Source organism: Spirochaetota bacterium (assembly GCA_004297825.1).
In the GTDB taxonomy this organism is placed as follows: domain Bacteria; phylum Spirochaetota; class UBA4802; order UBA4802; family UBA5368; genus FW300-bin19.
In genome coordinates this window covers 16,111-41,471 of sequence record SCSX01000055.1, presented here as the reverse complement: position 1 = coordinate 41,471, position 25,361 = coordinate 16,111, and the positions used below count along the sequence as shown (strand labels likewise).

General features: G+C 59.3%; 24 protein-coding genes. 17 read left to right on the top strand and 7 right to left on the bottom strand.

Annotated elements, in window-relative coordinates; all coding sequences use genetic code 11:
* Nucleotides 1–6 precede the first annotated feature (6 nt).
* From EPN93_11325 to EPN93_11310, 4 genes are all read right to left on the bottom strand, one after another.
* Nucleotides 7–702, bottom strand: a complete 696-nt coding sequence (locus tag EPN93_11325) for a hypothetical protein (protein ID TAL35036.1) — start codon at nt 700–702, stop codon at nt 7–9.
* A gap of 88 nt (nt 703–790) precedes the next feature.
* Nucleotides 791–1,582: an ABC transporter ATP-binding protein gene (locus EPN93_11320; protein ID TAL35035.1), complete on the bottom strand. Its 792-nt coding sequence runs from the start codon at nt 1,580–1,582 to the stop codon at nt 791–793.
* Nucleotides 1,579–2,565: an iron ABC transporter permease gene (locus EPN93_11315; GenBank protein ID TAL35034.1), complete on the bottom strand. Its 987-nt coding sequence runs from the start codon at nt 2,563–2,565 to the stop codon at nt 1,579–1,581. The genes EPN93_11320 and EPN93_11315 overlap by 4 nt, the downstream gene beginning before the upstream one ends.
* Nucleotides 2,552–3,439 carry a hypothetical protein gene (locus EPN93_11310; protein ID TAL35033.1) on the bottom strand — a complete coding sequence of 296 codons (888 nt, stop codon included), beginning with the start codon at nt 3,437–3,439 and terminating at the stop codon, nt 2,552–2,554. Before EPN93_11310 ends, EPN93_11315 begins: the two co-directional genes overlap by 14 nt.
* 209 nt (nt 3,440–3,648) lie before the next feature.
* On the opposite strand from EPN93_11310, the gene EPN93_11305 reads away from it, so the two are divergent.
* From EPN93_11305 to EPN93_11240, 14 genes are all read left to right on the top strand, one after another.
* On the top strand, nt 3,649–5,061 hold the full coding sequence (locus EPN93_11305; GenBank protein ID TAL35032.1) for a response regulator: 1,413 nt from the start codon (nt 3,649–3,651) through the stop codon (nt 5,059–5,061).
* Entirely contained in the window at nt 5,058–5,714 is a 657-nt protein-coding gene (locus tag EPN93_11300) for a response regulator transcription factor (GenBank protein ID TAL35031.1), read from the top strand. Before EPN93_11305 ends, EPN93_11300 begins: the two co-directional genes overlap by 4 nt.
* A gap of 249 nt (nt 5,715–5,963) precedes the next feature.
* Complete coding sequence (locus EPN93_11295) at nt 5,964–6,410, top strand: response regulator transcription factor (protein TAL35030.1); 447 nt, start codon at nt 5,964–5,966, stop codon at nt 6,408–6,410.
* Between the two features lie 15 nt (nt 6,411–6,425).
* The gene (locus tag EPN93_11290) at nt 6,426–6,800 is read left to right on the top strand and encodes a response regulator (GenBank protein TAL35029.1); all 375 of its coding nucleotides are present in this window, start codon (nt 6,426–6,428) and stop codon (nt 6,798–6,800) included.
* Between the two features lie 11 nt (nt 6,801–6,811).
* On the top strand, nt 6,812–7,195 hold the full coding sequence (locus EPN93_11285; protein TAL35028.1) for an STAS domain-containing protein: 384 nt from the start codon (nt 6,812–6,814) through the stop codon (nt 7,193–7,195).
* A 546-nt stretch (nt 7,196–7,741) separates the two neighbouring features.
* Nucleotides 7,742–9,430, top strand: a complete 1,689-nt coding sequence (locus EPN93_11280) for a hypothetical protein (protein ID TAL35051.1) — start codon at nt 7,742–7,744, stop codon at nt 9,428–9,430.
* A gap of 44 nt (nt 9,431–9,474) precedes the next feature.
* A complete protein-coding gene (locus EPN93_11275) occupies nt 9,475–11,667 on the top strand; it encodes a chemotaxis protein CheA (GenBank protein ID TAL35027.1) in 2,193 nt (730 codons plus the stop codon).
* Between the two features lie 8 nt (nt 11,668–11,675).
* A complete protein-coding gene (locus tag EPN93_11270; GenBank protein ID TAL35026.1) occupies nt 11,676–12,173 on the top strand; it encodes a purine-binding chemotaxis protein CheW in 498 nt (165 codons plus the stop codon).
* A 10-nt stretch (nt 12,174–12,183) separates the two neighbouring features.
* The gene (locus EPN93_11265; protein ID TAL35025.1) at nt 12,184–13,038 is read left to right on the top strand and encodes a protein-glutamate O-methyltransferase CheR; all 855 of its coding nucleotides are present in this window, start codon (nt 12,184–12,186) and stop codon (nt 13,036–13,038) included.
* Entirely contained in the window at nt 13,035–13,514 is a 480-nt protein-coding gene (locus tag EPN93_11260) for a chemotaxis protein CheD (GenBank protein ID TAL35024.1), read from the top strand. Before EPN93_11265 ends, EPN93_11260 begins: the two co-directional genes overlap by 4 nt.
* Nucleotides 13,493–14,566, top strand: coding sequence for a chemotaxis response regulator protein-glutamate methylesterase (locus EPN93_11255; protein TAL35023.1), 1,074 nt, complete (start codon nt 13,493–13,495; stop codon nt 14,564–14,566). Before EPN93_11260 ends, EPN93_11255 begins: the two co-directional genes overlap by 22 nt.
* Nucleotides 14,567–14,574: 8 nt before the next feature.
* Complete coding sequence (locus tag EPN93_11250; GenBank protein ID TAL35022.1) at nt 14,575–16,383, top strand: hypothetical protein; 1,809 nt, start codon at nt 14,575–14,577, stop codon at nt 16,381–16,383.
* Between the two features lie 9 nt (nt 16,384–16,392).
* Nucleotides 16,393–16,875 (top strand): purine-binding chemotaxis protein CheW, encoded by a 483-nt coding sequence (locus tag EPN93_11245; protein TAL35021.1) that lies wholly within the window; start codon nt 16,393–16,395, stop codon nt 16,873–16,875.
* Nucleotides 16,876–17,008: 133 nt separating this feature from the next.
* Nucleotides 17,009–17,815 (top strand): transporter, encoded by an 807-nt coding sequence (locus EPN93_11240; protein ID TAL35020.1) that lies wholly within the window; start codon nt 17,009–17,011, stop codon nt 17,813–17,815.
* 30 nt (nt 17,816–17,845) lie between these two features.
* On the opposite strand, the gene EPN93_11235 is transcribed toward EPN93_11240, so the two are convergent.
* Nucleotides 17,846–19,063 carry an HDOD domain-containing protein gene (locus EPN93_11235; GenBank protein ID TAL35019.1) on the bottom strand — a complete coding sequence of 406 codons (1,218 nt, stop codon included), beginning with the start codon at nt 19,061–19,063 and terminating at the stop codon, nt 17,846–17,848.
* A 74-nt stretch (nt 19,064–19,137) separates the two neighbouring features.
* Nucleotides 19,138–20,043, bottom strand: coding sequence for a hypothetical protein (locus tag EPN93_11230; protein ID TAL35018.1), 906 nt, complete (start codon nt 20,041–20,043; stop codon nt 19,138–19,140).
* 164 nt (nt 20,044–20,207) lie between these two features.
* Between EPN93_11230 and EPN93_11225 the strand changes: the two genes are divergently transcribed.
* The 3 genes from EPN93_11225 to EPN93_11215 are packed head-to-tail and all read left to right on the top strand — an operon-like array spanning nt 20,208 to nt 24,012.
* On the top strand, nt 20,208–21,500 hold the full coding sequence (locus EPN93_11225; GenBank protein TAL35017.1) for an ABC transporter permease: 1,293 nt from the start codon (nt 20,208–20,210) through the stop codon (nt 21,498–21,500).
* Nucleotides 21,497–22,225: an ABC transporter ATP-binding protein gene (locus tag EPN93_11220; protein TAL35016.1), complete on the top strand. Its 729-nt coding sequence runs from the start codon at nt 21,497–21,499 to the stop codon at nt 22,223–22,225. Before EPN93_11225 ends, EPN93_11220 begins: the two co-directional genes overlap by 4 nt.
* Nucleotides 22,225–24,012 (top strand): hypothetical protein, encoded by a 1,788-nt coding sequence (locus EPN93_11215; protein TAL35015.1) that lies wholly within the window; start codon nt 22,225–22,227, stop codon nt 24,010–24,012. Before EPN93_11220 ends, EPN93_11215 begins: the two co-directional genes overlap by 1 nt.
* Nucleotides 24,013–24,071: 59 nt before the next feature.
* On the opposite strand, the gene EPN93_11210 is transcribed toward EPN93_11215, so the two are convergent.
* The gene (locus EPN93_11210; protein TAL35014.1) at nt 24,072–25,319 is read right to left on the bottom strand and encodes an acyl-CoA dehydrogenase; all 1,248 of its coding nucleotides are present in this window, start codon (nt 25,317–25,319) and stop codon (nt 24,072–24,074) included.
* Between the last annotated feature and the right edge of the window lie 42 nt (nt 25,320–25,361).

Here is a 25,361-nt window from a genome sequence, read left to right as displayed (position 1 = left end):
ATGGGCCTAGAGGAAGGAGACCATATCTCCGTTGAAATGAAAGATGTTCCCGTAGAGCTTGAAAATGAAAAAACCGATGACGATCACGAGTAGAATTATGAGCGCGATATGCATCCGTGCGAACAGATGATCCGGGATAAATTTTTTGACCTTGCTCAATAGAATCGCCAGGAAGATGAGGTAGCCTCCAAGCCCCCCGCACGCCGACAGTATGAAGATCGTTTTTATGACGGGGCCCACATCCTGGAATAACTTGAAGTCGAGAAACATGCGGAAGCCTATGATCCACCAGATGATAATCCCGGGATTGGTGATCGCGATGGTAAACCCGGTAAAAAAGGAGATCCTCTTCTTATATACGAGCGGATACGTGTGCCTGTGGTGGACGTGGTGCTTGTATTCCTCCCAGGTCCGGTAGATGATGAAGAGAAGCACGCCGATCCCCAGTATATAAATGAATATCTGGAAGTCCTGGTGGAAGAGGAACTGTCCGAACCCGAACAGTGTAAGTATGCCGTAGATGAGGTCGGAGGTCGCGGAGCCGAACGCGACGGCGATCGCCGGCTTTAAATGGCCGTTAAGCGCCTTTTTGGCGACCTCGAGCTGCACGGCGCCTATGGGGACGGCGGAGAGAAAGCCGAGAATTGCCCCAAAAACGACGAGTGCGAGAAGTTTAAATATTAGATAGCTGTCGAAAACCATGGCAAATGGTGAATGGCGCTTTTATACTACGGCCGGGGAAAACGTGTCAAGAGATAAAATCCGGCGCAATGGCGGGCGCTCCCCTGCATTACCTGGATTTCAAATATTCCGGCACGGGAAACGTATACGGTTTGTGCGTCATGGGATTGTCGAAGACGACGCACACTGTATCGAATAATGTCTCGATCAGGTCGTAGCGCACCACCTCGCGCGGGGCGCCCTGGGCGAACAGCGCCCCCTCCCTGAGCGCGATAATCCTGTCGCAATAGTCCGACGCCATGTTGATGTCATGGAGCGCCGCGATCACGGTGGTGCCCTGGGAGGCGCGGGCGTGCAGGAGATCCATGACCTGTGCCGCGTGACGGATATCCAGGTGCGTTACCGGTTCGTCGAGCAGGATCACCGGCGAGCCCTGCGCGAGGGCGCGCGCGATGAACGCGAGCTGGCGCTCCCCGCCCGAAAGCCCGGTCATGGGGCGGCGCGCGAGATGGGCGATGCCCGAGGTTTCGATCGCCGATAATGCGTGGATCCTGTCCTGCGTATCGTCTAACAGCCACGGGGAACGATGGGGGAAACGCCCCATACGGACAAATTCCTCGACGCTGAAGGGAAGGAGGTTTTCAACGAACTGGTGGACCACCGCGACCTCGCGCGCGAATTCGCGCGCTCCCCATGCGGAGAGCGCCTTTCCGCGAAACAGCAGGTCCCCGGCCGAGGGCGCCAGGATTCCCGAGAGCATTTTCAGCAGCGTGCTTTTTCCCGCGCCGTTGGGGCCGATGAGCGCCGTGAACCCTCCCTCCTCGATCGACAGGCTGAGCGCGCTGATTACCGTGCCCGTGCCGTACGAGGCGGAGAGCCCCTTAGTCTCGAAAAGCTTCATGCCGCGTCCCTCCCTCTCGCGAGGAGCAGCCCCAGGAAAAAGATTCCGCCGAAAAACCCCGTGATCACGCCGGCGGGGATCTCGTAGGGGGGCACGATCGCGCGCCCGGCGGCGTCGGCGAGGGCGAGGAAGGCGCCGCCGGCAAGCGCCGAGTAGGGAAGCAGCCTCCGGTGTCCCGGCCCGGATACCAGCCGTACCACGTGGGGGACGATAAGTCCCACAAAGCCGATCACCCCCGCGAGCGCGACCGAAACGGCGGCCAGCATGGAGCCTATCCAGAAGATGCGCACGATCTCCGCGCGGCTCACGCCCAGTCCCTTCGCGAAGGACTCGCCGAACGAGAGGATGTCGAGCTGGCGCGCGTGCGCCCAGGAGAGGACGGCCAGGGCGAGCGCGAGAAGGGATCCCGGAAGAAGTATCGCATAACGCGCGATGCCAAGGTCACCCATGAGCCACATGAGCGCGCGGTGGACCTGTTCCGCGCGGCTCACCGAGAACAGGAGCATCACCGCCGACGAAAAAATAAAGGAGAGGGCGATGCCTCCCAGGATGAGGGGCGTGTTGCCCATGCGAAGCCTTCGGGCGAGCAGGTACACCGCGGCGATTACGGCGATCGCGCCCGTGAACGCGGCGAACACGACCCACGCCGCGGAGAGCGACGCGACAATCGCCACGGTTGCCCCCAGCGACGCTCCCCCCGAGACGCCTATGGTGTAGGGGTCCGCGAGAGGGTTCCGGAGGAGTGACTGGTAAAGGGCGCCGCTTACCGCGAGTGACGCCCCCACCGCCAGCGCCATGAAAAGCCGGGGAAGCCTGAGCTTCGTGAGGATGATGAACTCGATGGAATCCCTGTCGCCCCCGAGGGCCTGGATGAGCGCGTACGGGGAGATGAAGGTGCTCCCCAGTGACAGGGACAGCACCACCGCCGCCCCGGAAACGGCGATGAGGGCGGCGGTCAGGATGGTTTTTTCAGCGGGTTTCATTCGAGCACGCCCCGGCGCTGAGCCTCGCGATATCGTTCACCGCGCGGGCGTAATCGCCCGGCGTGTAAAAGCATATCAGGTCCGGGTCGATTGAATAAATGCAATCGTTTTTCAGGGGCCCGGGTCCGGGGGCCTGGGCGAACAGGCCGCGGAAAAACTCGGGGGCGCCCTCCATGATCGAGATGACGACGTCGATGCGCAATGCGACCAGGTATTCGCGGGAGACGATGGGGTAGGGCGCGTCCAGGCGCCCGAATGAATTTTCGCAGCCCGCGTCCCGGATGATTCCGTCTATGAACGAGCCCCCGCCCGCGGCGACGAGCGGTTCGTGCGCGATGAAAATCCCTACGCGCGGTTTTCCCGCCGGGCGCGGCGCCGATTCGATCAAGAGGTCGTACTCCGCCAGCTTCGCTTCCGCCAGGGCGGAACGGTCCATCAGGGACGCCAGTTCCCGGTAGCCCCTGTATATATCGGCGCGGGAGCGCACACGCGGAAAGGAGTGGACCGGAACGCCGGTAAGCCCCAGGCGGGCGGTGTTCTGCACGGCGGCGTCGTACGATGAGATGACGATGATATCGGGCCGAAGGCCCAGGATGCTTTCCGCGTCGGGCGCAATATAGGTGCCGATAAACCGGGCCCCGGCATGGGGCGGGCGGTCGAACGCGGTAACCCCCACAATGGATTGGGCGCGCCCGAGGTCGGCGATCATGCGCGTTACCGAGGGCGAGAGCGAGATTATGCGCGCGGGGGGGGCGCCGGTAAAGACATGCCCCGGCCGGGATTCCCCGGGGAGAAGCGCGAACAGGAATGCGGCCGCGAGGGTGAGCAGCGCCGGGGGCGCGATGACGGCGATGAGTGCCCGGCTCGATTTCAACGGTGAGCCCCGTTGAGGGATGGGCGGGGGAGGCGCATCGCCCCCCGAGGGAAGTACTTTTTAATTTTCATTAACCGGGCACCGACATGGGTAACGTGCTTCACGGAATGGGATGTTCCGGACCTCATGTCAATTCCTTTTTGATCGCCGGCGCCGTTTGCCATTATTAGGGTTGACTCCGGATCGGATTCATGAATAATTAATTCAATATGATTATGCAGGCCCCCTCCATACTCATAGTGGAAGATGAAGCGATCGTCGCCGAAGAAATTCGACGGATGTGCCTTAAGAGCGGATACGAGGTGGCGGCGTGTGTGGGCGCGGCGACCGAGGCCGTCGAGATATCGCGTGAAAGCAGGCCGGATCTCGTCCTCATGGACATCGCCCTTGCCGGGGGCGGTGACGGTATCGAGACGGCCATGTCCATTCGGGAAGATTGCGGCTCGCCGTTTATTCTCATGACGGCGCATTCGGATGAAAAAACACTCACCAGGGTCAAGGCATCCGGCTCCTACGGATACCTGTTAAAACCCGTCCGCTCGATCGAGCTCGAGGTCTGTATGGAGACCGCGCTCGCGCGCGCCGAGATGGAAAAACGGCTTCTTGAGAGCGAGCGCAGGTTCAGCCGCCTCGCGGAGAATTCTCCGGCCATAATCTACCAGTATCATGTCAAGCCCCCCGGGAAATTTGATTACCTAAGCCCGGCGGTTATCATGCTCACCGGATACACCGCCGAGGAACATTATTCCGATCCCGGCCTCGCCCTGAGACTCGTGCATCCCGACGATCGCGCGCTGCTGTTGGATACGTTCGAGGGGAGGCGGGCCCTCGTGAGTCCGCTCCGCATTCGCTTTATACGGCGCGACGGCTCGGTCATTCATACCGAGCATTACCTTTACCCCGTGCATAACCGCCGGGCGGAATACCTGGGCATGGAAGGGATTGCGCTCGATGTCACGGCGCGCACCACGGCCGAGGAGGAGATAAGGAGACTTTCAGTCGAAATCATGCGCTCGCAGGAGAGCGAGCGACAGCGCGTTGCACGCGACCTTCATGACGGAATAGGACAGACGATTCTGGCGGCAAAGCTGAATTTCAGCTCCTACCGTAAAAACCCGCGCAAATTCCGGGACCGGTTCGAGCGGGGCATGCAATTCATCGACAAGGCGAGCGAGGAGCTGCGCGAGGTCTATACGAATCTTTACCCCTCGATACTCAGGGACCTGGGCCTGGAGGTGGCCGTGCGGTGGTACGCGAAAAATCTGCTCGAGACTCACGGCGTGAATGTGTCACTTGAGCTGGGACTGACCCCGAAGCTCCCCCATGACCTGGAGGTGAATATTTTCCGGATCGTCCAGGAGGTATTTACCAATATCCTCCGGCATTCCGGGGCCGATCACGCTAAAATTGAATTGAAATCTCTTCCTGCGGGGGACGCGATCGTGCTGCACATTGAGGACAACGGGAGCGGATTCGATCCCGACTCCCCCCCCGGAACGACATCGGGATCGGGTATCGCAAATATCAGGTACCGCGCGGAGGCCATGAAGGGAATTTTGAAGGTGCAGTCCGGCGGGGAAGGCACGGAAATTTCAGTGACGATACCGGTGGATGGGGCATGAAAAAGATTAAACTGTTCCTCGCCGACGACCATGCGATCATGCGCGAAGGCCTGGGGTATATCCTGTCCGGGATACCGGGCTACGAGATCGTCGGGGAGAGCGGCGACGGCCGCGAGGCGTACGAGATGATCGAGCGGACCAAACCGGACGTCGCGATACTCGATATTTCGATGCCCTCCATGACCGGGATCGAGGTCGCGCGCAGGCTTCTCAAGTACTGCCCCGGCGTGAAGATCATCATGCTTTCGCGGCATGACAACGAGGAGTATGTGCGCGAGCTCCTGGACCACGGCGTTCACGGCTACGTGCTGAAAGACAGCGCGGGGGACGATCTGCTGCGCGCGATTTCCGAGGTGCTCCGTGGAAACGTCTACCTGAGTCCCCGTCTCATCGCGGGGGTACTTCCGGGGCGCGCGGGAACACCCCCCCGGCGCGCGGACGCGGACGCCCCCGGCGTTATCCTGTCGAACCGGGAGCGCGAGATACTCAAGCTCATCGCTGAGGGAAAATCGGGCGCACAGATCGCATCTACCTTGTTTCTCTCGGAGAACACGGTGAAGGTACACCGCGCCAATATCATGAAGAAGCTCGATATCCACAAATCCGTCGACCTGGCGAAATACGCGATCAAGTATGGGCTCGTTGAGGAATAATAGTGAACCGCTAATGAACGCGAATGCACGCGAATTATGGAAATGACATTCGCGTGCATTCGCGGTTAAAGAAATTTTGGTGTATAGTCTAGATATTAAGAAATAGTATATAAGTAGTAGCCCAAATACAGTACCCCATAATGAATATCTAATGTTTTTTCCTTCGCTATTTAGTCCCGCTTAATTATCCGCTTCCGCTTTTCTCGCGCTAGCTTTGTTACCGGGTCCAAATCCGGCAACGAGGGAACGATGAGATTGCAGGAAAAAGCCGCTCACGACGCAAAAATACTGATTATCGAGCCCAACAATGAATTGTGCGACACGCTTGCCGTCGCCCTCACCGAATTATTCGACAAAGAGAACATACTCACGAGCGCCGATTTTCGCGACGCGCTGTGGCAGGCGGCGGCCGTGTTCCCGCGCTATGTGGCCATGAATTATTCCACGCTCGGGGAGCCTCCCGACGAACTTCTCAAGAGGCTCAAGTCCGTAATGCGGGAGTTTCAGGGGATAATCCTTTATGCGCCGGAATCCGAGGAGTACGACCGCGCGCTGAAAAACAAGCTCTCACGGGATCTCGAGTACCGGGGGATCCTTGCCGTGAGCTATGACGAGCTCATAGATACAATCCGGTCCCTGCTGCGGCGCGGGAGCGCGGGTCCGGGCGATAACGATGGAGTCATTGAAAACACATGAAGAAGAGGGAACGAAATGAGTAAAACCATTCTGGTGGTGGACGATTCGCCGAGCATCCGGCAGCTTCTCAGCTTTACGCTCAAGGAGCGCGGTTACACGGTGCTGGAGGCCGGGAACGGTCAGGAGGCGCTCGCGAAACTCGCTGGGGGAAAAATAAACCTGATCGTGTGCGACGTAAACATGCCGGAAATGGACGGGATCACATTCGTGAAGACCGTGAAAACGGACGCGGCCTATTCCGATTTCCGTTTCACCCCCGTGATCATGCTCACGACCGAAACGGGGGAAGACAGGAAAATCGAGGGACGCGACGCGGGTGTGAAGGCCTGGATAACGAAGCCGTTCGCGCCGGACAAGCTCATATCGGCGATCGAGAAGCTCATCATCTGAGGGGGACGGGGATGGCGGAAAAACTGGTCATAAAGGCGGGGAAAAAGAGGAAAAACGCGATTCCGGCGCAGATATCCGGCGAGCTCACCATCTATACCGCGGCCCGGCTGCGGGACGAGGTCCTGGATATGTTGAAAAGAGCGGAGATTCTGGAGCTGGGTCTTGCGGGCGTGACCGAGATGGACACGGCGGGCTTCCAGGCGCTGCTTGCGCTCAAGCGGGAATCGGAACGCGCGGGGAAAACGCTTTCCCTCGCGGGGCACAGTCCCGCGGTGCTGCGCGTATTCGACCTCTATGGGGCGATAGGTTTTTTCGGGGACAAGGTGCGCATCAGCGCGTCCGAGCGGGGAAACTACGCGTTCCGGTACGGGCTTTCGCGAAGGATAAGGACATGAGGCGGCGACATGGCGCCGAATTGATACAGGCGCAGACGCAATAAACAAGCATGGGCTTTCAAGGAGGAAGCGATGTTCGGTAAAATGAAACTTGGAGCAAAGATAACCTGGGGATTCGTGGTTGTTCTCGCCGCCGTCGTGGTGATCGGGTCGGTCGGGGTGGTAAGCCTCAACCGGATTTCGAACGACAGCAAGGCGCTCTTCGAGGAGAACGTGATCGGCCTGGTGTCGGTCAGCGATATCGAGAGCTACCTGATCACGATGCGCCTGACTATCGTATATTCGATCAGCGATAGGCTCCTCTACAATAAGAATATCGAGGAGCGAATAGCGGTGGTGAGGGACCTCGAGAACAAGATCGGGGACGCCTTCAGAAAATACGAAAAGACGATCAGCTCGAACGATGACCGGATACTGTTCAACGAGCTGAAGGGCACGTTCGAGAAGTACATCCCCCAGATCAACGCCCTGTTCGTCTCGATCAACGCCCAGAACAAGGACGAGGTCGCGCGGGGACTCGTGACTGCCACGCCGACCGGCAACAAAATGAGCGAGCTGATAAGGAAGCTGTTCGATCTAAAAGAACATGAGGCCGAAGCGCGATCGAAAAACAACGAGAGGACCGCGTCGGCGGCGATAACGCTGACCGTGGCGATATGGGTCGCCGCCATCATCGTCGCCCTGGGTCTCAGTCTCTTCCTCTACAGGGGCATCGCGCGGATACTGAAGTCCCTCATGAGGGAAACCAAGCGCCTGACCGACGCCGCGATCGACGGGAAGCTCGACGCACGCGCCGATATCGAGAAGATCAATTTCGAATTCCGTCCCATCGTCGAGGGGGTGAACGCGACGCTGGACGCGGTTATCGGTCCGCTGAACGTTGCCGCGAAATACGTGGACCGCATCGCGAAGGGCGATATCCCCGCGAAGATCACCGATACCTACAAGGGCGATTTCAACGAGATCAAGATCAATCTCAACCTGTGCATCGACGCCCTCAACCAGCTTGTCACCGACGCGAAAATGCTGGTCCAGTCCGCGCTTGAAGGGAGGCTGGGGACCCGCGCCGACGCGGGAAAGCACCAGGGCGACTACCGGAAGATCGTCCAGGGCGTCAACGACACGCTGGACGCCGTTATCGGCCCCCTGAACGTCGCTGCCGAGTACGTGGACAGGATCGCGAAGGGCGACGTGCCCGCGAAGATCACCGAAAGCTACAACGGCGATTTCAACGCGATCAAGATCAACCTCAACCAGCTTATCGACGCGCTCAACGAGGTGACCAATTCCGCGAGCGAGCTCGCCCAGGGAAATCTCCAGGTGACCGTGCGCGACCGCTCCGCCGAGGACAAGCTCATGCAGGCCCTCAAGAGGATGGTCGAGGGTCTCGCCAAGGTGGTGGTCGACGTGAAGGGAGCGGGAGACGCCGTGTCGTCGAGCGCGAACGAATTCCAGTCGACGGCGCAGCAGATGTCCAGCGGCGCCACCGAGCAGGCCGCGAGCGCCGAGGAGGTCTCGTCCTCCATGGAGCAGATGAGCGCGAACATCCAGCAGAACGTGGAAAACGCGCAGCAGACCGAGACGATCGCGATCAAGGCCGCCGCGGACGCGAAGGACGGCGGGGGCGCGGTGGAAGAGGCCGTGAAGGCCATGAAGGATATCGCGGGGAAGATCACGATCATCGAGGACATCGCGTATCAGACCAACCTCCTTGCGCTTAACGCGACGATCGAGGCGGCGCGCGCGGGCGAGCACGGCAAGGGCTTCGCCGTGGTGGCGACCGAGGTGAGGAAGCTCGCGGAGCGCAGCCAGGACGCCGCGGGCGAGATCACGAGGATATCCTCCGAGAGCGTGAAGATCGCCGAGCACGCGGGGGAGATGCTCAAGAAACTCGTTCCCGACATCCAGAAGACGGCGGAGCTGGTTCAGGACATCAACGCGGCGAGCCGCGAGCAGTTGTCCGGGGCCGACCAGATCAACCGCGCGATCCAGCAGCTGGACCAGGTGATCCAGCAGAACGCGGGCGCGGCGGAGGAGATGGCGGCGAGCGCCGAGTCGCTGTACGCGCAATCCAAACAGTTGCAGGAGACGATCTCGTTTTTCAAACTGGGGGTGGAATACAAGCTGGATGACGGCCCGGTGAAACACCACAGGATCCACGTGGCGCATGCCGGGGATGCGAAGAAGACGGCGATTGCCGCGGGCCAGCCACAGCATGACTATGAAAAATTTTAATGCCGGCAGGACGGAACGACGCGCATGTCGCGGGGCGGTGAACCATGGGCATGGATAAAATGAAACAGTCATTCATGGCGGAGGCGCGGGAGATTCTCGATGAGATGGAGCACCTGCTCCTCGAGGTCGAGAAGCGCCCCGACGACGAGGAGGCGGTGAACGCGCTCTTCCGCGCGGTGCACACCATCAAGGGATCGTCCGGGATGTTCGGCGTGAGGCACGTGGAGGAATTCACACACGCGCTGGAAAGCCTGCTCGACAGGGTGCGGAAGGGCGAGCTGCGCATCAACGCGGAGATGACGGCGCTCCTCCTGCCCGCGCACGATCACATCCGGATGCTTATCGATCTCCATGAGCGCGGGGAGGACGATCCGCTGGACAGGGAGACCTCCGGCACGGGAGCGCTCCTGGCCCAGAAGATCAGGCTTTATGGAAACGAGGCGCGCCCGGAACCGGCGGCGGTCGTATCGGCGCCCCCGCCGCCCGACACGGCCCCGGGCGCACCGGAGCCGGACAGCGTGAAAAATGAAAACTGGCACATCTCGCTGCGGTTCAACGAGAAGGTGTTCATGAACGGGCTGGACCCGTTTCCCTTCATTAATTACCTGAGGGGAATGGGTGAAATCGAAAATTGCGTCACGGTGATGAACGCGCTTCCGCCCGCGGCGGAACTGGACGCCGAGAAATGCTACCTGGGTTTCGAGATCGAATTCCGGTCCGGCGTATCGCGGGAGATGATCGAGAGCGCGTTCGAATTCGTAAAGGACGACTGCGTGATCGGGATTATCCCGCCCCGATCGAGCATCCGGGTTTACAAGCAGTTGATCCGGGAGCTTCCCGAAACGCCGGTGAACATAGGCGAGATACTGGTGCAGAGCGGATCCATCACCCAGGGCGAGCTGACGCGGATGCTCGAAAAGCAGAAGGAGAACGAGGTGCGTGAAGGCACGGAGGCGAGAACGCCCCTGGGGCAGATACTCGTCGAGGAGAAGATTGCGCCGCGCGAGGTGGTCGAGGCCGCCCTGGAAAAGCAGAGGCAGATACGCACGATAGAAGAGAAGAACCGGCGTTCGATGCGCGTGGACGGGGAGAAGCTCGACCAGCTCATCAATTTCGTCGGGGAGCTCGTGTCCGCGGGTGAGAACGTCAAGCAGCTCGCGGCGCAGAGGGCCGATGCCGACCTCATCGAGTCCGCCTCGCGCATGTCCCGGCTCATCGAGCAGATTCGCGAGAACTCGATGAACCTGCGCATGGTGCAGATAGGCGAGTCCTTCCGCAAGTTCGAGCGCATCGTGCGCGATTACTGCCGCGAATCGGGCAAGGAGGCCGAGCTCGTCATCACCGGCGCCGAGACCGAGGTCGACAAGACGCTCGTGGAAAAAATCGGGGACCCGCTCATGCACATCGTGCGGAACGCCCTGGATCACGGGATTGGCTCCCCCGACGCGCGCAGGGCGCGCGGGAAGAACCCGCGCGGAACGATTTCGCTCAACGCGTTTCACGAGACCGGGAGCATCGTCATCGAGGTTTCGGACGACGGGAGCGGCCTGGACAGGGAGCGGGTTTACCGGAAGGCGCTCGACCTGGGGCTGGTCCAGCCGGGCCAGCAGTTGAGCGACACCGAGATACTCCAGCTCATCTTCCGCCCCGGCTTCTCCACGGCCGAAAAGGTCACGAACATCTCCGGCCGCGGGGTGGGCATGGACGTGGTAAAGCGGAACATCGAGGCGCTCAGGGGCGTCGTGGACGTGGAGAGCACCCCGGATTACGGCACCGTCGTGCGCATACGGCTGCCCCTCACCATAGCCATTATCGACGGCTTCATGGTGCAGGTGGGTAACCTGAGTTACGTGATCCCGCTCGACATGGTCGTGGAATGCATCGAGGTCTCGAAGGAGGATCTCGCCGGCAAGGAGGGGGGAAGCTTCATCAATCTCAGGGGATCGGTACTCCCGTTTCTCCCGATGCGGGAGTTCCTGGGCGAAAAGGGCGTCCCCCCGCTGCGGGGAAATATCATCGTCGTCGAATACGGCCGGGTGAGCGCCGGGCTGGTCGTCGACAGGCTCCTGGGCGAGTTCCAGACCGTGATCAAGCCCATGGGAAAGATATTCGGCGGACTCGACTGGATCAGCGGCGCCACCATCCTGGGAACGGGGGAGGTTGCGTTCATCCTGGACGTGCCGCGCCTCATCATGCACGTGCAGTCATCCGCCGTAAAAGAAGGAGCCGGGGTGTGAGGTGAGCGATGGAAGAGCGACACGACGCGGAACGCATCAACAAGTACCTGACCTTCTCGATAGGGAAGGAGCTCTACGGCATGAACATCGGCACCATCAAGGAGATCATCGAGTACACGAGCGTCACCGCCGTCCCGCGCACGCCGCTCCATATCGGGGGTGTGCTGAACCTGCGCGGGAACGTGGTCCCGATCATCGACCTGTCCGCGCGCTTCTACGGCTACGCGAGCGCCGTCACGAAATACAGCTGCATCGTGGTCGTGGAGCTCGATGTCGCCGGGGAGCGCGTTCCCATGGGCGTCCTCATAGACGCCCTGCGCGAGGTGGTGGACGTGCAGGGCGAGGACATCGAAACCACGCCGGGCTTCGGGGCGAAGATCCGCAACGATTTCATCGCGGGGATCGGCAAGGTGCGCGATGAATTCGTCATCATGCTGAACCTGGAACGCGTGCTCGATATCGAGGAGCTGGCAGCGTTCGATGCCCGGCCGGCGGCGGGCGCCTGAGGGCCGGGTCATGACTTCCCGTGATACGCCATCCCCTGCCGCAACGGATGCGGCGTCTCCCGCGGGGTACCGCCTGGGAGACCGGGAATTCGAAACCTTCAGGGCCATGGTGCTCAGGGACATGGGAATCTCGCTCTCGGCTGAAAAACGCGCCCTCGTGGCGGGACGCCTGATGAAGCGCCTGCGGCACTTCGGCCTCACGAGCTACCAGGATTACCTGGCGCTTGCGCTGGACGAAAAAAACGAGGACGAGCGCAGGGTCCTGCTCAACCTGCTCACGACGAACGAAACGCATTTTTTCCGCGAGGACGAGCATTTCGGCTTCCTCGCAAAAACGGTGATCCCCGCGCGGTCGCCGTCCGCGGTATTCCGGGCATGGAGCGCCGCCTGCTCGACGGGAGAGGAAGCCTATACGATCGCGATGGTCCTCGCCGAACACATTCCGGCATCCTCCTGGGAAGTGATGGGCTCCGATGCGAACGACGACGTGCTCTCGCAGGCGCGCAGCGGAGTCTACCCGATATCGGCACGCGAAGAAATTCCGGAACCGTATCTTAAGAAGTACTGTCTCAAGGGCGTTCGCTCCCAGGAGGGGACGCTGCTCATCGACCCGGCGTTCGCGGCGGGGATACGGTTTCTGCAGATAAACCTGGTGAAGCCGCTTCCCGTGATCGGGCTTTTTGATGTTGTGTTTTTGCGGAACGTGATGATATACTTCAACCGGAAGACGAAGCGGGAGGTTCTGGAGCGGATTATCCCCAGCCTGAAGCCCGGGGGCTATCTTTTCGTGGGGCACATGGAGAGCCTCATGGGGATAGGCGTGGAGCTCCGCAAGGCAGCGCCCTCCGTATACCGGGTGCCATGAAGCTCGAGCCCACACCTCCGTACACGGTAGAGGTATTCCTTCAGCCCGGGGAATTCTACTGGGGGGACGAGGGGACGCGCATTCGGACCATTCTGGGCTCGTGCGTGGCCATCACGGTGTGGCACCCCGGGAAGATGATCGGGGGGATGTGCCACTACCTGCTCTCGAATAACCCGAGCGAGGAGAGCATGGAGATGGACCCGCGCTACGGCGGCGACGCGATAGCGCTGATACTCAGGGAGATAAGGAAGGCGCGCACCGAGCCGGCGGAGTACCATGTGAAGATGTTCGGCGGGGCCAACATGTTTCCCGGGATATGGGGAAGCGACATAGGCCGGGAGAACATAATGCATGGGAAGGAACATCTCGCGCGGTACGGGTTTTCGATACGGGCGGCGAAGCTCGGGGGCTTGAGGCACCATAGCATTATTTTTGACCTTTGGACCGGGAACGTATGGGTAAAACTGATACAATAAAAGTGCATATCGTGGACGACTCTGCGCTCCTCCGGCAGACCCTTTCCGATATCCTGAACGCCGATCCCGGGATCCAGGTGATCGGGGCGAGCGCCAACCCCGTGTTCGCCGAAAACCATTTCAACAGGGAATGGCCCGACGTAATAATCCTGGATTACGAGATGCCGCAGAAAGACGGCCTCACCTTTCTTGCCGAGATCATGGCACGCCGACCCACACCGGTCATCATGTTCACGACGCATGGAAAGGTGGCCATGCAGGCGTTCGCCGCGGGCGCGGTCGAGGTGCTTTCCAAGCCCGGGTTGGAGCTTAAAAAATTTCTTTTCGATTCCGAGACCATGCTCATCGACACCGTGAAGTCCGCGGCACAGGCGGATTTGAAAAAGGTGCTTTCCAGGAGCGTCCAGGCTGTGAAGGTCGCCCCGAAGCTCAGCGCCGACAGCGTGCTCCGGCCCTGGGACGGGAAACAGGTGGACGCCACCGCCGATCGGGTGGTCGTGCTCGGGGCCTCGACGGGGGGCACACAGGCGATAGAAGAGGTGCTCTCGGCCATGCCCAAGGATTCGCCGCCCTTCGTGATAGTCCAGCATATGCCCGAAAAGTTCACCACGGCCTTCGCGGACAGGCTCAATGACGTGTGTTCCATGGAGGTGAAGGAGGCATCGCACGGCGACAAGGTGCACAGGGGGCTCGCGCTCATCGCGCCGGGAAACCTCCACATGCTGTTGAACCGGAGGGGGGACGAATACTTCGTCGGGGTGAACGGAGGCCCGCTGGTCAGCAGGCACAGGCCCTCGGTTGACGTGCTCTTCCGCTCGGCAGCGAAGAGCGCGGGCAGGAACGCCCTGGGAATCATCCTTACCGGGATGGGGGACGACGGCGCCGCCGGGATGCTCGAGATGCACGGTGCGGGGGCCCGCACGGTCGCCCAGGACGAGCGTTCATGCGTCGTATTCGGTATGCCGAAGGAGGCGATTCGCAGGGGAGGCGTAGACGAGGTGCTCCCCCTTGACCAGGTCGCGGGAATGATATTAAAGTACATGGCCCGGTGAGGAGAACAATGATCGAGAGCCGGACGGCACCCGTAGCAGCGCACGATCAGGAAGCCATCATGGCCTTCATGAGGGAAGTGCGGACGACATGCACCCCGTTCAGGCAATCCATCCAGGACGTCTTTGGAGGGGTAAGGGAATTTCTCATCAGCACGGTGCAGGGGCTGGACGAGTTCCTGGGCATGATCGAACCGTACGTGCGCTATTTCTACACGATCTCCGAGGTCCGCGCCGCCGAGTGCTTCCTCAACGACGTGGTGCTCTCCCAGCGCGATAACATCGATTATGCCATCGATGAAGCCGTCAGGGTTATGGAAGCGGACCTTGAAATTTCAAGCGAGGTTGCGGAGGCGATCCGAAAAAGCTTCGAGCTTCACGGCGGCATTACCGGGCTCCTCGAGATATTCGAGGAAATCGAGATTCACGCCCTGAATACCATGATCTTTTCCAAGAAGACCGGGAGCCAGGGAGACGCCCTGGCGAGAATCGCGACCGAGATGGGGGCGCTCTCGCACGACGCGGGCTCGATATCGACGGGGCTTTCCGCGAGACTCGCGGAGCTTGGCGGCGATTATAAAACCTTCACCGCGCTGCGCAACGACAACGATATTACCCACCAGAATTACCTGACCCGTATCAAGATCGAAAACAAGATGATCTTTCGGAAGATCACCGAGCGGCTCGCGGAGATAAGCATGGAGGTTGTGGAGATGATAGGGGGCATGCGGCAGGTGGAGACGTCGCTCCGCTCCGTTATCGCGGGCATGAGCATCGAGGACGTAATCCGGCAGGATTTCGAGAAGATGCTTTACCTCGCGGAAGAGGTCCTTGCCGAAAACGGTGGTCTGTTCGAACGAAGCCGCGCGGAGCTGGGCGGCCCAATAATGGAGCGGCTCAGTATGCTCATGCTCAGGCAGAAGAGCGGCCAGATAAGCAGGAATATCCAGGCGCTGTCTATGGAAATCGCTTCCAATTTTGCGCGGATAAACGAGGTAACTTCGCAGATATCCGCGCGTTTCGGATCGGGCGCCGGCGATACACGCGGCGAGGGGATAGACCAAATCTACGGCGGCATAGAGCAGGTGAAATTGCTTTATGTCGATTTCATCGAGAAGATCATTGCAGACAAGGACGCCGTGTACGCGATATCGAAGAGAATCCTGGAAACGATGCGGAGCTTCGGCCAGTTCTTCGACGGTATCGACGGGGTGACGCGCAGGCTGGAGATCATAACCATGATCACGCGCATCGAGCTCTCCCGGCACACAACCCTCCAGCGCGAGCTTCGGGGCGCGCTGGAGGATGTAAGCTCCCTCCCCGCCAAGATCAAACAGGTCGTCGCGGCGCTCGCGGTGATCTACGAGGAGGTGAGTGCGGCCATGGAGATGTCGGTGGAGCGCTATTTCGACAATTCGCGCCGGGAGGAGGGGAGCCTGCGAAACGGCGTCGATGCGATCAAGAAGGTTTCCGTCGAGCTCTTCGAGTCGCGTAAATATTACGATACCATATCGGAAAAGGTGGCCGAGAGCAGGGACGGGATCCTTCGTTTCGTCGAAGACTACGGTTCCCGGCGCGACGCGCTTGCGCGCGTCGTTGACACGCTCAGCATGATGCGCGAGAAGGCGGGGGCCTCCCTGGGCGACCCGAACGGCGACGAGCGCGAGGAGCTCAAGGGCCAGGTACTGCAGGCGGCCCGCGTGCGGGATATTTTAAGGGAGAACGCGGAGGAGGGGGATTACCGGGTGATGATGCTCATATCCCTTCTCAATGAAATTCATGAGGGTTCGGCACGGGAATCCGAGACAATATTCTTTTAGGAGCCTGTTATGGGAATGACCACACGCGAAGAAAAAAAAGCCGCGATCGACGAACGCCAGTATATCACGTTCGATCTCATGGGTGAGAGTTACGGTATCCAGGTGCTGGAGGTCCAGGAGATCGTGGGTATGCAGCGGATCACCCACGTACCCCATTCGATGCCTTTCATGAAGGGGGTGATAAACCTGCGCGGCATCGTCGTGCCACTCGTGGACCTGAGGATAAAATTCGGGCTTCCGGCCAAGGGGTATGACAAGATTAACGTGATCATGGTGGTGCAGTCCCGGGGCACGATGATCGGGATAATCGTCGATGCGGTATCCGACGTCGTGAACCTGGCCGTCGACGCGATCCAGGATACTGTGCACTTCAGCGTGAACATCGACACGGATTATATCCGCGGAATCGCGGAGAAGAACTCGAAACTCATCATCATTCTGGACGTAGAGAAGATTTTTACCGCGGATGAGCTCCGGCAGATGGCTGAATAACCGGCGTTGACCCGCCGGTAAATGTTAGATAAAACTAATAAAAATAGTTGACATAAACATATATGCCGCCTCTTGCTGTGCCAGGTGAAGCGTTTTATATTTAAATGTGTTTTGTTACGAGGGGGTGTCATACATGAATCAGCTGCGAGTCGTGTCCGCGATAGCCATATCGATTGCCGCTTTAAGCCTGTCCGCGCGTGATGTGCGGGCAGGGAAAATCCAGGACAATTCATTTCTAATTGAGGAAGCCTACAACCAGGAAGCCGGGGTCGTCCAGCACATCCAGACGTTTCAATATATGGACAACCGGGAATGGGCGTACGGATTCACCCAGGAATGGCCGGTCCCGGGGCAGGCCCATCAATTGTCCTATTCCATACCCGTCTATCGGTATACCGCCGGAGATGACGTGACCGGCGTGGGGGACATATTGGTAAATTACCGCTACCAGGCGGTGGCGCGGGAGCACCTCGCGTTCGCTCCGCGGCTTTCTGCCGTCCTGCCGACCGGAGACTATAAAAAGGGACTGGGCCGGGGGGCGCCGGGACTCCAGGCCAATTTACCCTTGAGCATCGAACTTTCGGACCGATGGGTTACCCACCTGAACGCCGGGCTTACCTTCGTACGCGGGGCACGGGAGCCGGGAGGGGACGAATCGGACATCCTCGACTACAGCGCGGGCGCGGGCGTGATCTGCCTCGTGAACGATAACTTCAACCTCATGCTCGAAATGGTATACGGGTCGGTTCAGACGGTCGTACCCGGAGGGGGGACGACCAGGGAGGGGAGCTTTATCGTGAATCCCGGAATGCGGTTCGCCATTAATTTCGAGTCGGGACTGCAGATTGTGCCGGGTGCGGCATTCCCGGTGATTTTCAGCAGCGCGGGCAGAGAGTATAACGTTTTCGTGTACCTCTCTTTCGAACACCCGCTGTTCTGAATGCCCCTGCGCGATTCGTGCGTTGCGAAATCAGACCTTGAAGATGTACAGCGCCCACTGCAGTGCGTTGTAGTAGATGTCGGGGGCGAGACGCTCGTTCAGTCCAAGCCGTTTCGCATAAATCGAAAACCGCGTCCAGTCGGCCCTTTCATAGGCGACGATAAGCTCGAAGGCGTCGCGGAACCGGTTGTCCTTGCCCGTGAGCGCGTCCCTGATCTCGTCGGAGATCGGAAGCTCTTCCAGTATATCGGCGATGGGCCGGTCGATGAATGCGTCGAGCATGGAAAACATTCCCAAGAGGAAGAAATCCGCCTCCCTCTCCAGCATGCCGATTTTCGAAGCCATGATCTCGCCGAACTTCGCCCTCGTCATCGCCAGTATCAGGAGCTCGTCGGGCTTGTCGCTTCCCATCTCGCTCATCGCCAGGAAGGTGATCCATTTCCTGATCTCGTTGATGCCTAAAAGGGTCAGGGCATGCCGAATGGACTGGACCCTTGTACGAAGCCCGAATGCCGCGGAGTTGATCAGCTTGAGGAGCTTGTAGGTGATCGCCATGTCGCGCTTCACGATGTGCTCCAACAGGTCGAACTCCATGTCGGGGCTGTTCATCTCCTGGATTATCTGCATGTAGGTGAGCTTGCGCGGCGGTATGGACGCGCCCGCGACGATATGTGGTTTGCTGAAAAAATAGCCCTGGAAGTAGGCGAAACCCTGGTCCTTGGCCTGGTTGAACTCGTCGAGCGTCTCGACCTTTTCGGCGAGAAACTTATGCTTGTTCCGTCCGATCGAATCGAGGATTTTCTTGCGCTCCCCGTGGTTGGCCAGCTTGAAATCGACCTTTATGATATCGGCCACTTCGATGAGCGGTTCATAATCCGGCTTCAGCATGAAGTCGTCGAGGATGATCAGGTAACCCGACTTGCTGAGTTTTTTGCACGACGCGACCACGGCGTCGTCGGCGGTGACGTTCTCGAGCACTTCGACCGCGAGGAGCTCTTTAGGAAAAATGGTCGCCACCTCGTTCAGGAGCAGGTTGCGGGTGAAGTTCACGAAGGCCATCTTGCCGCCCGTTATTGTGTCCATCCCGAGCAGGAAAAAGCTGTTGAGCATCGTGCGCGTGGAGGCGTAGTCGCCGTCCAGACTGTCGTAGAAATTGTCAAACCCGGAGCGGAAGAGGAGCTCGTACGCGAAGATGTTCTTGTGCCGGTCGAATATCGGCTGGCGGGCGACGTAGATGTTTCTTATCAAGCCGCCTGGTACCTGGTTATTTGTTTTTCCTTCCAAGGGTTCCTCGTACGCCCCCGCCGGGTCCTCCGGGGGGTTTATCCGCCCGCGCTTTTTATTTTTTCGCGGTATTCCCTGTCATCGGTGCCCAGGAGTATCGTGCGATCTTTCCAGTCCCGGTCGTTCCGGAAGTAACTGGTCGACAAGCCCAGGGCCTCGAACCTGGGCACTATGGTGGTGACCCCGTCGGGTCCGTCAATCTCTTTATCGCCCTCGTAGATACAGTAGAATACCGCGTTTGCGAGAAGACGATCCATGAGATCCTGTCCGCCCGCGGCATAGATTTTAAAAAGTTTTCCGGATTTAAAACCGATGACGCAGGGGCCCGGGGAGACGTTCAGTATAATCCTGCGCTCGTCGGGGTCCAGAATGTACGAGTCCCAGCCGCGGAGGACCGTGATGGCTCCCCTGGCGATATACGCGCGCCCCAGGTAGAGGGCGAGATTCAGTTTCAGCGGATGAAGATAGTAGGGGCGCAGGACGGGATCCAGTGACTCGAATTTCAGGTACTCGGCCATTTCGCTTTTCTCGGGGGACTCGTTCCGCTCCCCGAGAATGCCGTTGAAATCGGACCCGGACGGCTGAGGGATTTTCCGGTAGCCGCTGTCGGGACGGCACGGGGGCCCCAGCGTCCAGTACACGTAGCCCCGAACCGCGTACCAGTACTTGATGCCGGGCTGCGCGGCCGTGTCCGTATAAGAATCCGATTCCGTCAGGTCGATCTCAGTGAAGGGGCCGTCCTGGGAAAGAGCCCGGTAAACATGGAAACGATCAAAGCGACGCTCCGCGGACCACGACAGCGATACCGCGGACGTCGATGTCCCGTCCCCGGCAGTCATGAAAGCGATGCCCGATGAATCGTCCGCCCCCGTGGGCGCGACACGGGCCAGGCAGAGTATCATACAGGCGGGCAGGAGCGCCCTCTTAAATAGTGGTTTTCTCATAATATATGTCTGTAGGCACCAACAGCGGGATGTAAAAATCCCATATATAAGAATAGTCCAGGACGGCACATTCGTCAAATACAATTCATCGCGCCGGGCGCCGCGCTTAATTTAACTTGACGTTGAAACGCGGCGCCGTTATCCTCACGGCCGAATCGCCGCCATTGAACGACCCTATGCGCTACCTGCTCCAGAACGCCGCATTCATCGCCCGGGACTTCGCCAGGAATATTCCCAAGTCCCTGCTGTCCAGCCTGGGGATAATTTTTCTAATGGCCTTCCTTATGCTGTATCTCTCGCTGCGGCAGGGGGTGCGCGAATATATCGGGGGCACGCTTTTCGAGGGGATGAAGATCAACGAAATGGTAATCTCCCCCCCGGGGGCCGATATCGACATCTTCAATCTCAAGGGGGGGCAGGCCGCCATTCCCGCGGACACGGTGCGCAGGGTGCTCGCGATCCCGGGAATCTCCGAGTACTATTCAATCCTGCGGCTCGATTACCCGGTGAGGATCGAGATCGACCGCCTGGGCATTTACGTGGACGAGTACGTCCCCATCTTCGGGATTTACCGCGAATATCTCAGGAAGCTTGGGAAACGGTGGCAGGATTTCTCCGCGGGGGACAGTGTACCGGTGATCGTGCCCGCCTTCGTTCTCGAAATCTTCAATAATATGACCGATGCGCGGGGTCTCCCCCAGTTCGGCGAGAAGGCACTCCGGGGATTCCCCCTGGATCTGAAAATTCAAACCTCCGGGCGAACGGACGCACGCAGGACCTTCGTGCGCTTCGACGCCGAGGTCTACGATTTCCTGGGGGCGGTCTCCCTTTCCGGCCTCATGGTCCCCGCCGATTTCATAATGGCATTCTGCGCGGAGCACCGGGGCGAACGCGCGGCGCGGGCGGAAGGGTATTCCTTCATCCGCCTGTTCATCACGGTGAACGGCGTCAAGGACATACCCGAGGTCGCACGGGCCGTGCAGGCGCTGGGCCTGCGCGTCGATTCGATGAAGGACGTGGCCGGACGCACGAACAGGGCGCTCACCATTATCGACACCTCCTCGCTGGTGGTCGTGGGGATATTCCTCCTGCTCACGGTGGTCGCGATCTTCAACGCCTACCTTTCGACCGTGTACCACCGGAGCCGGCATTTCTCGCTCCTGCGCGTGATCGGCATGTCGAAATTCAGGATCGTGACGGTCTTCGTCCTCGAGGCGGCCGCCGTGGGTGCGTTGTACGGAATTGCGGGTTATTTCCTGGGAAGGGCGCTCACCGTGCACGCAACGGACCTGCTCGGCAACTGGCTTCCCGTCCTGCGCGGCCTCATCATGGCGGACGACGGCGCGCGCTACCTGCCCCTGGCCGTCGCCCTGTCGGCGGCGGTCTCCTCGGCATCCGCGCTCGTGCCCGCCGTCGCGGCCGCGAACATGAACCTTTTTCAGGCGGTGCAGAAATGACAGGCGGGCGCGCCCCTCTCCTGAAAATCGAAGGAGTGTACAAGTCATTCGGCCGGCGTGCGATTCTCTCCGGCGTCGACCTGGAGGTAGGGGAAGGGGAGCTGGTATGCATCACGGGAAAATCCGGTTCCGGAAAATCAACGCTCCTGGGAATTTGCGCGGGCATGCTGCGCCCGGACGCCGGGAACGTGATTTTCGGCGGCAGGGACATCTACCGCTGGGGGGATCGTGCACGCTCCCGGTTCCGGAACAGGGAAATCGGGTTCGTGTTCCAGTTCTTCAACCTGCTTCCCGATTTATCCGCGCGCCGGAACATACTCTATCCCGCGCTCCTCAATCCGCACGCGGAAAATATCGCGACGCGTATCGAATATATGATTGATTATCTCGGTCTCGGGGATATAGTAACGCAGCGTCCCGGGACCCTTTCCGGAGGGGAGAAACAGCGGGTTGCCCTGGCGCGCGCGGTTGTGAACAGCCCCAGGCTCGTGCTTGCCGACGAGCCCACCGGCAACCTTGACGATGCGACATCGCGGGGAATGATAGACCTGTTCATGGGGCTCAGGGAAACCGAGGGCGTCTCCTGGGTGATCGTGACCCACGATCACGGCATCGTGGAGCGCGCGGACTCCTGGTACCATCTCGAGGACGGACGGCTCAAGCCCGCGACCGTCAGGAAATCCCGCGAACGGGGAACCCGCGCGCCGGGAAAAAGGAAGGCATGATGAACCCGAGGATCGAAGACATCATCAGCAAGACCCTCATCATCGTCGGGATACTGGTGTTCAGCACGCTGTTCAGGCTCTACAGCCTGGACAGTGACCCGCCCGATTTTCTTTCATGGAGCGCTGCGACGTATATCGACGAGGGGTACAAATCCCTGGATGCGCGTAACGTCGTAAAATTCGGTACCAATTTCTGGAGTCCTTACGACCAGTATCGCGGGCACGTGAACGATTCGCGCCTCATGTACGAAATGCAGCTCTTCATCTTCGAAAACTTCGGGATGAAAGTGATTAATCTGCGATACATGACGGTATGGATCTCGGAACTGATTATCGCGATCCTGCTCGTCACCCTCGCTTTTTTCTTCAAGGGGCGCATGGTCTTTTTCACGGGTCTCGCGCTGTCGATAAACGTGGTATATTATTTCCATTCCAAGGTCGCGCTCTACGAACTTCCTATGCTGCTCCTGGGGACGGCGCTTATGCCGCTGCTGTTCGTGTTCCTGAGCCACAGGGTGATAAAGCACACGGCGCTCAGGGTGGGATATATCGCGCTCATAATCGTGCTGATCGGCCTGTTCACCGGGGCCGGCATGAACATCAAGGAATCATTCCTGATATACCTGTGCTCTATCCTTGCAGCGTTTTTTTTCGCGTCCATCCTTCCCTATTTCAGGAAGAGAAACCGCTTCTCGCCCGCGCTTCAGCCGGACCGCATCTTCCTGTATCTCATGGCGCTCATAGGGGCAGTGGCAGTCGTGCTCTACCTGTGGGGCGGGAACCGCTACGTGAACAAGCCGCTCATGCTCGTGGGCAAGATATGGTTTCTCGAGGTCATCTACCTGCAGCCCAACACCTTCCTGCTCGCGGTGCTTTCGTGTATCGCGATGATGAAGGTGTTCTTTAATAAAAGATACCTGCATTATTCCCGCGCCGAACTGCTCGAATACCAGATCGATCTCTTTTTCACGATGCAGCTCTTTTTCTCGTTCATGCTCGTGTACCTCGCGGCCTACAGTCCGCTCCGCTACTTTCTGTTCTCGGAGATTTCAATAGTCTACCTTGCGGCGAGATTCGCGGGAAACTACGACAGCGAAATGAGGATCCTGACGCAGCGCCCCCTGAAGAAAAGGGGCGCGGCAGGTTCATTTTTTATTTTCCTTCTGGTATTCTACATCGCCGTACAGGCCGTGATTTTTTTTATGATGCTTCTTGTGGATTTCGAGAACCGAAGACTCATCATGGACAATTTCTACCTGAATATCATACAGGGAAATTTCGCGGACAAGCATGTTCAGATGGTTCTTATCCTGATACTCATGCTCCTCCCGGTCGCATACTATTTCGCGCGTCATTACGACGAGGTGGTGCATTTTATAAAGAAACGCGCATCCAGCCGCGTCATGGTCTTTCTGCTCATCCAGATACAGCTTATCTACCTGCTCTCATGGGAATTCAACAAGACCTCCTCGATCAGGGAGGCGATGAATTTCGTGAACACGCTTCCCGCGGAACGGGTAATCATCGGGGACTGGGCGCCCATGCTCGCGCTCGAGAGCGATTTGAAAATAATTTATTCCAACCCGCGCGAGCGCAAGAATATGAATAATATTCCCAAGCTCGATCCGGACTACGTGGTCGCTAACTCGGGTTCCAGGGAGGAGGAGGCGTACAATTCATACGTCCCCGGGCTCATCAAGCCGGAGAACGTCATATACGCCTTCAAGGTTCAGTCGTTCGATATAAAGATTTACAAGGTGGATAAAAAAATTCCGCCCCGCGGCTGACGGCCCGCGAGGGGGGATGCGATTATCCGCGCGCCGTCATGCGGCACGCGGAACGGGGATTACTCGTACACCTTCTCTTCGGCGAGGTCCGCTCCCAACGCGTCCATTTCCACGTCGCGCACGTCCTCTTTTGAAAGCACCTTCTGGTATTCCTTGTACCATTCGTTTTGAATGATGTACTGCATGATCTCGTTCGTGCCCACCCAGATCATGGAAAGCCTGATATCGCGGACGATGCGCTCGATCGGGTACACGCTGGTGTAGCCGATTCCGCCCATGACCTGCATGCAATTGTTCGCGATCTGCCAGCATGACTCGGTGATGAACTTCTTGGATTCGGACACCATGCGGCGCAGCCTTCCCGCGTGGACCGTCCCGGAGTCAGCCGCGCGGGCGGTCGTGTAGGCGAGAGAGCGGCAGGCGTCAAGGAGCATCACGCAGTCGGCGACCTTGAATCCGACCGCCTGGAAGTTCATGATGGGAAAGCCGAACGCCTTCCTCATCGAGGTATACCTGGTGGCGATCTCAATCGCGGGGCGTACTGAGCCGATAGTCATGGTCGCGGTTCCAAGGCGTTCGGGGATCATCATGCGCTGGAACACGTCGAAGCCCTCGTTGATGCCGTTGAGCGCATAACGTTCGGGCACGCGCACGTCGGTCATGATGAGCCTGCCCGCGCCGCCCCCGCGCACGCCCATGAGGCCGTAGATGTACTTGCTCTCGACGCCCTTGGTGCGCGGGACCATGAAGCAGGTCATGCGCTTGTGGGGGGGCGCCCCCGGGTCCGTGACGGCATAGACCAGGAACCAGTCGGCGCCCTCCGCGCCCACGATGAAGCGTTTCTGCCCGGTGATGATCCAGTCGTCGCCGTCCTTGCGCGCGGTCGTCGCCGCGCCGAAAAAGTCGGAACCGCCGCGCGGTTCTGTCAGGCACTCGGCGGCGTACACATCGCCCTTGAGGAGGGGCACCACGATGGCCTGCTTGAGCTCCTCGTTGCCGAATGCGCATACCGCTTCGCAGACGATATCGGCCCCCACGCCCCACAGGCAGGCAAGGCTGTAGCTTGCCACACCCGCCTCCTCGGCGACGAGTCCGTCCTCGACCCATCCGAGCCCGCGGCCGCCGTATTTCTTGTCGATCCGGATGCCCAGCAGGTTCCTCCTGCCGGCCTCTTTAAGGTACTCGTGGGGGAACTGGATCTTTTCCGCGTCCATGTCCAGTATCATCTGCCGGGGGACCCACTTGGTGAACGCGCGGGCCTCGTCGCGGAGCTTGAGCTGTTCTTTGGTGTAGAGAAAATCGAACATGGTATGCCTCCTGCATGGATGGATTGACGTCGGGTATATGAT

What these genes read in the sequence shown, in the direction of transcription:
- EPN93_11215 (TAL35015.1), top strand. Translation starts at nt 22,225, where the DNA reads ATGAACCCGAGGATCGAAGACATCATCAGCAAGACCCTCATCATCGTC.
- EPN93_11265 (TAL35025.1), top strand. Translation starts at nt 12,184, where the DNA reads ATGACTTCCCGTGATACGCCATCCCCTGCCGCAACGGATGCGGCGTCT.
- EPN93_11260 (TAL35024.1), top strand. Translation starts at nt 13,035, where the DNA reads ATGAAGCTCGAGCCCACACCTCCGTACACGGTAGAGGTATTCCTTCAG.
- EPN93_11315 (TAL35034.1), bottom strand. Translation starts at nt 2,565, where the DNA reads ATGAAACCCGCTGAAAAAACCATCCTGACCGCCGCCCTCATCGCCGTT.
- EPN93_11280 (TAL35051.1), top strand. Translation starts at nt 7,742, where the DNA reads ATGAGCGAGCTGATAAGGAAGCTGTTCGATCTAAAAGAACATGAGGCC.
- EPN93_11295 (TAL35030.1), top strand. Translation starts at nt 5,964, where the DNA reads ATGAGATTGCAGGAAAAAGCCGCTCACGACGCAAAAATACTGATTATC.
- EPN93_11275 (TAL35027.1), top strand. Translation starts at nt 9,475, where the DNA reads ATGGGCATGGATAAAATGAAACAGTCATTCATGGCGGAGGCGCGGGAG.
- EPN93_11210 (TAL35014.1), bottom strand. Translation starts at nt 25,319, where the DNA reads ATGTTCGATTTTCTCTACACCAAAGAACAGCTCAAGCTCCGCGACGAG.
- EPN93_11285 (TAL35028.1), top strand. Translation starts at nt 6,812, where the DNA reads ATGGCGGAAAAACTGGTCATAAAGGCGGGGAAAAAGAGGAAAAACGCG.
- EPN93_11230 (TAL35018.1), bottom strand. Translation starts at nt 20,043, where the DNA reads ATGAGAAAACCACTATTTAAGAGGGCGCTCCTGCCCGCCTGTATGATA.
- EPN93_11220 (TAL35016.1), top strand. Translation starts at nt 21,497, where the DNA reads ATGACAGGCGGGCGCGCCCCTCTCCTGAAAATCGAAGGAGTGTACAAG.
- EPN93_11255 (TAL35023.1), top strand. Translation starts at nt 13,493, where the DNA reads ATGGGTAAAACTGATACAATAAAAGTGCATATCGTGGACGACTCTGCG.
- EPN93_11325 (TAL35036.1), bottom strand. Translation starts at nt 702, where the DNA reads ATGGTTTTCGACAGCTATCTAATATTTAAACTTCTCGCACTCGTCGTT.
- EPN93_11320 (TAL35035.1), bottom strand. Translation starts at nt 1,582, where the DNA reads ATGAAGCTTTTCGAGACTAAGGGGCTCTCCGCCTCGTACGGCACGGGC.
- EPN93_11305 (TAL35032.1), top strand. Translation starts at nt 3,649, where the DNA reads ATGATTATGCAGGCCCCCTCCATACTCATAGTGGAAGATGAAGCGATC.
- EPN93_11300 (TAL35031.1), top strand. Translation starts at nt 5,058, where the DNA reads ATGAAAAAGATTAAACTGTTCCTCGCCGACGACCATGCGATCATGCGC.
- EPN93_11290 (TAL35029.1), top strand. Translation starts at nt 6,426, where the DNA reads ATGAGTAAAACCATTCTGGTGGTGGACGATTCGCCGAGCATCCGGCAG.
- EPN93_11250 (TAL35022.1), top strand. Translation starts at nt 14,575, where the DNA reads ATGATCGAGAGCCGGACGGCACCCGTAGCAGCGCACGATCAGGAAGCC.
- EPN93_11240 (TAL35020.1), top strand. Translation starts at nt 17,009, where the DNA reads ATGAATCAGCTGCGAGTCGTGTCCGCGATAGCCATATCGATTGCCGCT.
- EPN93_11270 (TAL35026.1), top strand. Translation starts at nt 11,676, where the DNA reads ATGGAAGAGCGACACGACGCGGAACGCATCAACAAGTACCTGACCTTC.
- EPN93_11245 (TAL35021.1), top strand. Translation starts at nt 16,393, where the DNA reads ATGGGAATGACCACACGCGAAGAAAAAAAAGCCGCGATCGACGAACGC.